Genomic DNA, 7,064 nt, shown 5'->3' with positions numbered 1-7,064 from the left:
CAGGAAGCTGCTGACCATCCTCAACGCTATGCTGCGCGACCGAAAAATCTATAAGGTCGCACCGTCAACATAACAGTTGCCGGATCCGCGCTCCGCTCCGCTGCGCTTGTCCGGGACGACACCAAGGGTGTGGCGACAAGTGGGGCAGCTTACGCCTCCCGCACCACCGTCTTCAGATAATTATACGCCTTGATGATCTCGATCAGGCGGTCTTCGGTCGAGCGGTCGCCGCCATTGGCGTCGGGGTGGTGCTGCTTGACCAGCGCCTTGTACTTGCTCTTGACGTCGGCGAGCGTGGAATCGGGGCCGAGGCCCATCACCTGCAGCGCCTTGCGCTCGGCGTTCATCACCTTGCGCGTCTCGGCTTTGGGCGCGGCTTCGGGCCCCTTCCGCCAGCTGGCGCGGCCGTTGATCTCGGAGAACATGCTGAACGGATCGGACGCCATGTCGATCTCGGCTTCCGCACCCTTCTTGCCGCCATTGGCGCCCATCTTCCAGGTCGGACGGTGGCCGGTCAGCGCGTCCTTCTGGTAGCGCGCGACGGCGTCGGCGTTCATGCCGGAGAAGAAATTGTAGTTCTGGTTGTACTCGCGCACATGGTTCAGGCAGAAGTGCCAGTACTCGCGCTGGTTCTCGCGGCCCTTCGGCGCGCGATGCGCGCCTTTGTTCTGGCATCCGGCCCATTCGCAGCCGACCGCGGTGTCGCGCGGCTTTACTTCCGGCTGCTTGCCCCGCGGCTTGACGCGGATGGAGTCGAAGAACTTCGATGAATCGATTGGCATGGCTGACTTTGACTACGCAATGCAAAAACCTTCAAGTCTTGACATTGCAATTCGCTGCAAACCCGGCAAATAACGGGTGCGACCTCTGCACCCGAATGGCACAACATGGCTATGCGAGACACTATCAGCAACAAGTTGCAGGAAGCTTTCACGCCGGAAAGCCTGCAAGTCGTCGACGAGTCACATTTGCATGAGGGCCATGCCGGGCATCGGCCGGGCGGGGAGACGCACTACCGCGTCTATATTGTGTCGAATGCCTTCCAAGGGAAGAGCCGGGTCGACCGCCATCGCATGATAAATGCGGCGCTGGCCGCGGAACTCTCCGGCAGCGTGCACGCACTGGCGATCCAGGCCAAGGCGCCGGGGGAAGGTTGATCTCCTCTTACCCTCCCCTGGAGGGGGAGGGTCGCTTCACACCGAGCGCAGCGAGATGTGAAGCGGGGTGGGGTGACGGTCTTTCCGCGCTGAGCACTGCCCGAGTGGAGAGATCACCCCACCCCGCTCGCGCTACGCGCGATCGACCCTCCCCCTCCAGGGGAGGGTAAGAATCAAAACGACGTCCCCGCCCGTCGCGGCTTGGCCTCTTCCAGCTCCGTCTCGCGCGGCACCGGTGAAATACGGAGCGCGGTGATGCGATTGCGCTCGCGGCGGAGAACGCGGAAGCGGAAGCCGTGGAACGTAAAACTCTGGCCGCGGTCGGGGATCGAGCGCGCCTCGTGGATGACGAGGCCGGCGACCGTGGTTGCCTCTTCATCGGGCAGATGCCAGTCCATGGCGCGGTTGAGATCGCGGATCGGCACCGAGCCGTCGACCACGACCGAGCCGTCCGGCTGAGCGCGCACGCCGGCGACGACGACGTCGTGCTCGTCGGAGATGTCGCCGACGATCTCCTCCAAAATGTCTTCCAGCGTCACGAGGCCTTCGACTTCGCCGTACTCGTCGACGACCAGCGCGAAATGGGTTTTTCGTCGGCGGAAGGCCTTGAGCTGCTCCGAGACGGGGCGCATCTCCGGCACGAACCAGGGCGGCAGCGCGATGGTGGAGACGTCGATGCGCGAGGTGTCGCCGTCGGCGGCACGGATCGCGCGCAGGAGATCCTTGGCGTGGAGCACGCCGATGATGTTTTCCGGCTTCTCGCGCCAGAGCGGGATGCGGGTGTACTCGGTGGCCAGCACCTCGCGCACCAGCTCTTCCGGCGGCAAATCGGCGTTGATCATCATCATCTCGGTGCGATGGATCATGACGTCCGAGACCTGGAGCTCGCGCAGGTCCAGAAGGCCGCCGAGCATGTCGCGGTCCTGCTTCTCGAACTTGCCCTCGTGGTGCAGCAGGTCGACCGCGCCGCGCAGGCGCTCGGTCGGCGACAGGATCGCCTGGTGCTCGCCGGCGAGGCCGAACAGGCGCAGCAGCAGGCGAACGATGACTTCGACGATCTTGAGCAGCGGCCCCAGCACGTACATCGTCAGCCGCATCGGGCGCGCGACCGCGAGCGCCATGCGATCCGGCGCGTTGATGGCAATGGTCTTCGGCAGCACCTCGGCGAAGATCACGACCAGCGCGGTCATCACGCCGGTGGCGTAGAGCACCCCGACATCGCCGAACCAGGAGGTGAAGATGCCGGTCGCCAGCGCCGAGGCGCCGATATTGGCGATGTTGTTGCCGAGCAGCAGCGCACCGATCAGGCGCTCGCGCATGTCGAGCAGCTGTGAGACGACGTCGGCGTCGCGATTACCCTGCTTGGAGAGCCGCAGCATGCTGGCGCGCGAGGCGCCGGTCAGCGCAGTCTCGCTCGCAGCGAAGAAACCCGAGACGAGCAGGCAGAGAATGACGATGGTGAATCCGAGCCAGTCCATGAACCACTCAACAGAAGTTCAATCGCGCATCAAGCCTTTTGCGCGAGCTTCTCTTTCAGGAAATCGCGCACCGGCGCCGGCTCGACATCACCAGCGATCACGGCGCGCCCGACGGCCTCCAGCAGGATGAAGGTGAGCTTGCCCCGCTTGACCTTCTTGTCCTGCGCCATCAGGGCCATCAACGCGTCGGCGTCGGCAAGCCCCTCCTGCGCAAAGCCGGCGATGTCCTGCAGGCGGGTCGGGAGCCCCGCTTCGATCAGATGCCGCTCGACGCGCGCCGCGTCCTGCTCGCCGATCATGCCGAGCCGGGCCGAGAACTGCGCCGCCAGCGTCATGCCGATGGCAACGCCCTCGCCGTGGAACAGGCGGTCGGAGAAACCGGTGGCCGCTTCCAGCGCGTGACCGAAGGTGTGGCCGAGATTGAGCAGCGCGCGTTCGCCGGTCTCGCGCTCGTCACGAGAGACGACGCCCGCCTTGGCGCGGCAGGAGGTCGCGATCGCGTGCTCGCGCGCCGAGCCGCCCTTGAAGATATCGGAATGGTTCTTTTCCAGCCAGGAGAAGAAGGCCTCGTCCCCGAGCACGCCATATTTGGCAACCTCGGCATAGCCGGCGCGGAACTGGCGCGGCGACAACGTGTCCAGCACGGCGGTGTCGGCGATGACGAGCACCGGCTGGTGGAAGGCCCCCAGCAGGTTCTTGCCCTGCGGCGAGTTGATGCCGGTCTTGCCGCCGACGGAGGAATCGACCTGCGCCAGCAGCGAGGTCGGCACCTGCACGAAGTCGACGCCGCGGCGCAGGATCGCCGCGGCAAAGCCGGCGAGATCGCCGACCACGCCGCCGCCGAGCGCGATGACGAGATCATTGCGCTCGATCCTGGCGGCGATCAGGGCCTCGCTGACCTTCTCCAGGCCGGCATAGGTCTTGGAGATCTCGCCTTCCTCGACCACGATGCGCGAGGTCGGGATGCCGGCAGCGGCGAGCGAAGCCTCTGTCGGCTCGAGCCAGTGTTTTGCGACGGTGCGATCGGTCACGATCGCGGTGCGCACGCCGGGGCGCAAGCTTGCGATCCGTTCGCCAAGCGAGGCCAGCACGCCGCGGCCGATGACGATGTCATAGGCGCGGTCGCCGAGCGCGACGTCGACGGTGACGGGATCGGAATGTTTCAAGGGGGCAGTCATCTCAACGCACTCGCGACGTCGGCAGGGGGTTGGGCGGCATGCTCGCCGCAAAGATGGGCGTGCAGCGCCGCGATGCACTCCTCGACGATTCGGTCGTGCGGAACGTCGCGCGATGCGATGGTGAGATCAGCCTTGCCATAGATCGGCTCGCGCTCGGTGAGCAGGCGCGTCACGGTTCCTTCGGGATCGGCGGTCTGGAGCAGCGGACGGTCGGCGCGGCGGCGCACGCGGCGCATGATGACGTCATGGTCCGCCCGCAGCCAGATCGACACCGCCTTCGCGGCGATGCGCGCGCGCGTCTCCTCGCGCATGAAGGCGCCGCCGCCGGTCGCCAGCACCACAGGCCCGCCGTCGAGCAGCCGCGCGATCACCCGCGCCTCGCCGTCACGGAAATACGATTCGCCATGGCGCTCGAAGATCTCCGGAATGCTCATCTGGGCCGACGTCTCGATCTCGGTGTCGGCATCGACGAAGGGCAGCTTGAGCCTGAGCGCCATGCGACGGCCGATGGTGGACTTGCCCACCCCCATCATACCGACGAGCACGATCGAGCGCGCCCCGAGCGCCGACAGGATGTCGGCCTCTAGCGAAGCTGGTATCGGCAACGCGGCGTCGGACATGTCTCGCTCGACTGGATCTCGCTCGATCTGCCGCCAAAGGCGGCAGCTTTGGCCACCTATACGACCCCGAGGAGGCCCTCGCCAGAGGACTCTTGCCACGAAACGGCGAACATGTTGGATGATTTCATTGGTTAATTTGCCCGCCTCGACCCTGACCTGGACCTGCTCCCGAGATCCTGCCGATGCCCAGCCTGTTCCGCTTCCTGACGGTCGTCGCCGTGATCGCCGGCATCGTCTATGGCGTGGTCTTCGCACTGGCCAATTTCGTCAGTCCCAAGTCGCGGGAAATGACGGTGACGATTCCGCCGGATAAGTTTCTCAAGAAATAGGAGCTAGCCTGAAGGGCATGCGCAACCCGCCCTCAGACGCCAAGCTCACCGGCCTGTTCCTCGACATGCTCGCGGCGGAACAGGGTGCCGGGCCCAATACGCTCGACGCCTATCGCCGCGACCTCACCGATTTCTCGGAATTTCTGGGCCGCGCCGGCCATACATTCGTGGACGCCGAGACGCAGACGCTGCGCGACTATCTCGCCGATCTCGACACCCGCGGCTTCAAATCCACCAGCGTCGCGCGCCGCCTGTCGGCGATGCGGCATCTCTATCGCTTCCTGCTGAACGAGCGCATCCGCAGTGAGGATCCCGCCGCGGTCCTGTCCGGCCCCAAGCGCGGGCGCGGCCTGCCGAAAGTGCTCTCGATATCAGATGTCGACCGCATGCTCCGCCGCGCCAAGGAATTGAGCGAGGCGGAGGACGCCTCGCCCGCCAAGCGGCTGCGGTCTTTAAGGCTCTATTGCCTGCTCGAGGTGCTCTACGCCACGGGCCTGCGCGTCTCCGAGCTGGTGGCGCTGCCGCGTTCGGCCGCCAAGCGCGATGCGCGCATGATCGTGGTGCGCGGCAAGGGCAACAAGGAACGCCTGGTGCCGCTCAACGACGCCTCGCGCCAGGCGATGGCGGATTATCTCGCCGCGACGGAAGCTTTGAGGACCGAGAAGAAGAAGGACAGCCTCGGCGCGTCGAAATGGCTGTTCCCCTCGTTCGGCGAGAGCGGACATCTGACGCGCCAGCATTTCGCCCGCGACTTGAAGGAGCTCGCGGTCGCCTCCGGGCTTCAGGCCCGGCTGGTCTCCCCTCACGTGCTGCGCCACGCCTTTGCCAGCCACCTCCTGCACAATGGCGCGGATTTGCGCATCGTGCAGACCCTGCTCGGCCACACCGACATCTCCACGACCCAGATCTACACCCATGTGGTCGAGGAGCGGCTGAAGAGCCTGGTGCGCGACCTGCACCCGCTGGCGGAGAAGTAGTGGTCGCCGTAACCCGTGAAACCGCCTTGACTTCGGCCACATCTCCGCAGAAAGAGCCGGGGCCTCATTCGTGATTTGGCGCGCTCCTGCGGGCGCACAGGTCAAGTCCTTGAAGACGCTACACTTCTTTCCCCGGCCCCGACCTCGCTTCGCTCTCGAGCCCCGTCCCCCTATATTGAGTTGATGCAAGACCAGATGCGCAGCTATCTCGACTTCGAAAAGCCCGTCGCCGAGCTCGACTCCAAGGTCGACGAGCTCAGGACGCTCGCGGCCTCCGGCACCGACATCTCCGAGGAGATCGGCAAGATCGAGGACAAGGCGGCGCAGGCGCTGGCCGATCTCTATCAAAACCTGACGCCCTGGCAGAAGACGCTGGTGGCGCGGCATCCGCAGCGGCCGCATTTCAACGACTTCATCAAGGGCCTGATCACCGAATTCACCCCGCTCGCCGGCGACCGCAAGTTCGGCGAGGACGAGGCGCTGGTCGCCGGATTCGGCCGTTTCCGCGGCGAGGCGATCTGCGTGATGGGTCAGGAAAAAGGCGATTCCACCGAGAGCCGCATCAAGCACAATTTCGGCATGGCGCGGCCGGAAGGTTACCGCAAATGCGTGCGGCTGATGGAGATGGCCGAGCGGTTCGGCCTGCCGGTGCTGTCGCTGGCCGATTCCGCCGGCGCCTATCCCGGCATCGGCGCCGAGGAGCGGGGCCAGGCCGAAGCCATCGCGCGCTCGACCGATGCCTGCATGGCACTGACCGTGCCGAACGTCGCCATCATCACCGGCGAGGGCATGTCGGGCGGCGCCATCGCCATCACCACCGCCAACAAGGTCTTGATGCTGGAGCACGCCATCTACAGCGTGATCTCGCCGGAAGCGGCCTCATCGATCCTCTGGCGCGACGGCACCAAGGCGCAGGAAGCTGCCAACAACATGAAGATCACCGCCCAGGACATGCTCCGCTTCGGGGTGATCGACAGCATCCTGAAGGAGCCGGTTGGCGGCGCCCACCGCGACCCTGCCGCCATGATCGCCACCACCGGTGATGCGATCGCCAAGGCCTTCGACGAGCTCCGGGGGATGGACGGCAACGCCATCCGCCAGCAGCGCCGGCAGAAATTCCTCGATATCGGCCGGAAACTGGGCTGATTCGGGTTCTCTTCCGTGTCCCGGACGTGGTGCGGCACGAAGTGACGCTCCGCAGAGCCGGGACCCAGCAGCTTCCGCGCGTCGCCTCAAGCAATGGGCCCCTGTGTCTGAAAAGCCTGTCATAATGATGGTGGGCGGGAAGCCGTTGGGTCCTTGGCGCTTGACGCCGTGAGCCGGCT

At 65.5% G+C, this 7,064-nt stretch carries 8 protein-coding genes; 4 read left to right on the top strand and 4 right to left on the bottom strand.

The features are described 5' to 3' along the window. Positions 1 to 149: 149 nt before the first annotated feature. On the bottom strand, positions 150 to 782 hold the full coding sequence (locus tag UNPF46_RS11180; RefSeq protein ID WP_100179141.1) for a J domain-containing protein: 633 nt from the start codon (positions 780 to 782) through the stop codon (positions 150 to 152). Between the two features lie 105 nt (positions 783 to 887). Between UNPF46_RS11180 and UNPF46_RS11175 the strand changes: the two genes are divergently transcribed. Further along, complete coding sequence (locus UNPF46_RS11175) at positions 888 to 1,157, top strand: BolA family protein (protein WP_100179140.1); 270 nt, start codon at positions 888 to 890, stop codon at positions 1,155 to 1,157. A gap of 173 nt (positions 1,158 to 1,330) precedes the next feature. Here the strand turns inward: UNPF46_RS11175 and UNPF46_RS11170 are convergent, their stop codons facing one another. The 3 genes from UNPF46_RS11170 to UNPF46_RS11160 are packed head-to-tail and all read right to left on the bottom strand — an operon-like array spanning position 1,331 to position 4,433. Continuing rightward, complete coding sequence (locus UNPF46_RS11170) at positions 1,331 to 2,635, bottom strand: HlyC/CorC family transporter (protein ID WP_142250048.1); 1,305 nt, start codon at positions 2,633 to 2,635, stop codon at positions 1,331 to 1,333. A 29-nt stretch (positions 2,636 to 2,664) separates the two neighbouring features. Then, the gene (gene aroB, locus UNPF46_RS11165; RefSeq protein WP_100179138.1) at positions 2,665 to 3,813 is read right to left on the bottom strand and encodes a 3-dehydroquinate synthase; all 1,149 of its coding nucleotides are present in this window, start codon (positions 3,811 to 3,813) and stop codon (positions 2,665 to 2,667) included. Beyond that, the gene (locus tag UNPF46_RS11160) at positions 3,810 to 4,433 is read right to left on the bottom strand and encodes a shikimate kinase (protein WP_174719104.1); all 624 of its coding nucleotides are present in this window, start codon (positions 4,431 to 4,433) and stop codon (positions 3,810 to 3,812) included. Before UNPF46_RS11160 ends, aroB begins: the two co-directional genes overlap by 4 nt. A 182-nt stretch (positions 4,434 to 4,615) precedes the next feature. Here UNPF46_RS11160 and UNPF46_RS11155 point away from each other — a divergent pair, with 182 nt between their 5' ends. The 3 genes from UNPF46_RS11155 to UNPF46_RS11145 all read left to right on the top strand — a co-directional run bounded on the left by UNPF46_RS11155 (position 4,616) and on the right by UNPF46_RS11145 (position 6,885). Continuing rightward, a complete protein-coding gene (locus UNPF46_RS11155; protein WP_014439243.1) occupies positions 4,616 to 4,762 on the top strand; it encodes a hypothetical protein in 147 nt (48 codons plus the stop codon). A 17-nt stretch (positions 4,763 to 4,779) separates the two neighbouring features. After that, the gene (gene xerD, locus UNPF46_RS11150) at positions 4,780 to 5,739 is read left to right on the top strand and encodes a site-specific tyrosine recombinase XerD (RefSeq protein ID WP_142250047.1); all 960 of its coding nucleotides are present in this window, start codon (positions 4,780 to 4,782) and stop codon (positions 5,737 to 5,739) included. A 183-nt stretch (positions 5,740 to 5,922) separates the two neighbouring features. Further along, positions 5,923 to 6,885 carry an acetyl-CoA carboxylase carboxyltransferase subunit alpha gene (locus UNPF46_RS11145; protein WP_100179135.1) on the top strand — a complete coding sequence of 321 codons (963 nt, stop codon included), beginning with the start codon at positions 5,923 to 5,925 and terminating at the stop codon, positions 6,883 to 6,885. Positions 6,886 to 7,064 lie beyond the last annotated feature (179 nt).

It is taken from the genome of Bradyrhizobium sp. UNPF46 (assembly GCF_006658625.1).
Taxonomy (GTDB): domain Bacteria; phylum Pseudomonadota; class Alphaproteobacteria; order Rhizobiales; family Xanthobacteraceae; genus Bradyrhizobium; species Bradyrhizobium nitroreducens.
The sequence above is the reverse complement of the archived record's forward strand: the minus strand, read 5'-3'. Positions and strand labels throughout refer to the sequence as shown.

Coding starts and splice junctions, on each gene's coding strand:
- UNPF46_RS11180 (WP_100179141.1), bottom strand. CDS start 782: ATGCCAATCGATTCATCGAAGTTCTTCGACTCCATCCGCGTCAAGCCG.
- UNPF46_RS11175 (WP_100179140.1), top strand. CDS start 888: ATGGCTATGCGAGACACTATCAGCAACAAGTTGCAGGAAGCTTTCACG.
- UNPF46_RS11170 (WP_142250048.1), bottom strand. CDS start 2,635: ATGGACTGGCTCGGATTCACCATCGTCATTCTCTGCCTGCTCGTCTCG.
- aroB (WP_100179138.1), bottom strand. CDS start 3,813: ATGACTGCCCCCTTGAAACATTCCGATCCCGTCACCGTCGACGTCGCG.
- UNPF46_RS11160 (WP_174719104.1), bottom strand. CDS start 4,433: ATGTCCGACGCCGCGTTGCCGATACCAGCTTCGCTAGAGGCCGACATC.
- UNPF46_RS11155 (WP_014439243.1), top strand. CDS start 4,616: ATGCCCAGCCTGTTCCGCTTCCTGACGGTCGTCGCCGTGATCGCCGGC.
- xerD (WP_142250047.1), top strand. CDS start 4,780: ATGCGCAACCCGCCCTCAGACGCCAAGCTCACCGGCCTGTTCCTCGAC.
- UNPF46_RS11145 (WP_100179135.1), top strand. CDS start 5,923: ATGCAAGACCAGATGCGCAGCTATCTCGACTTCGAAAAGCCCGTCGCC.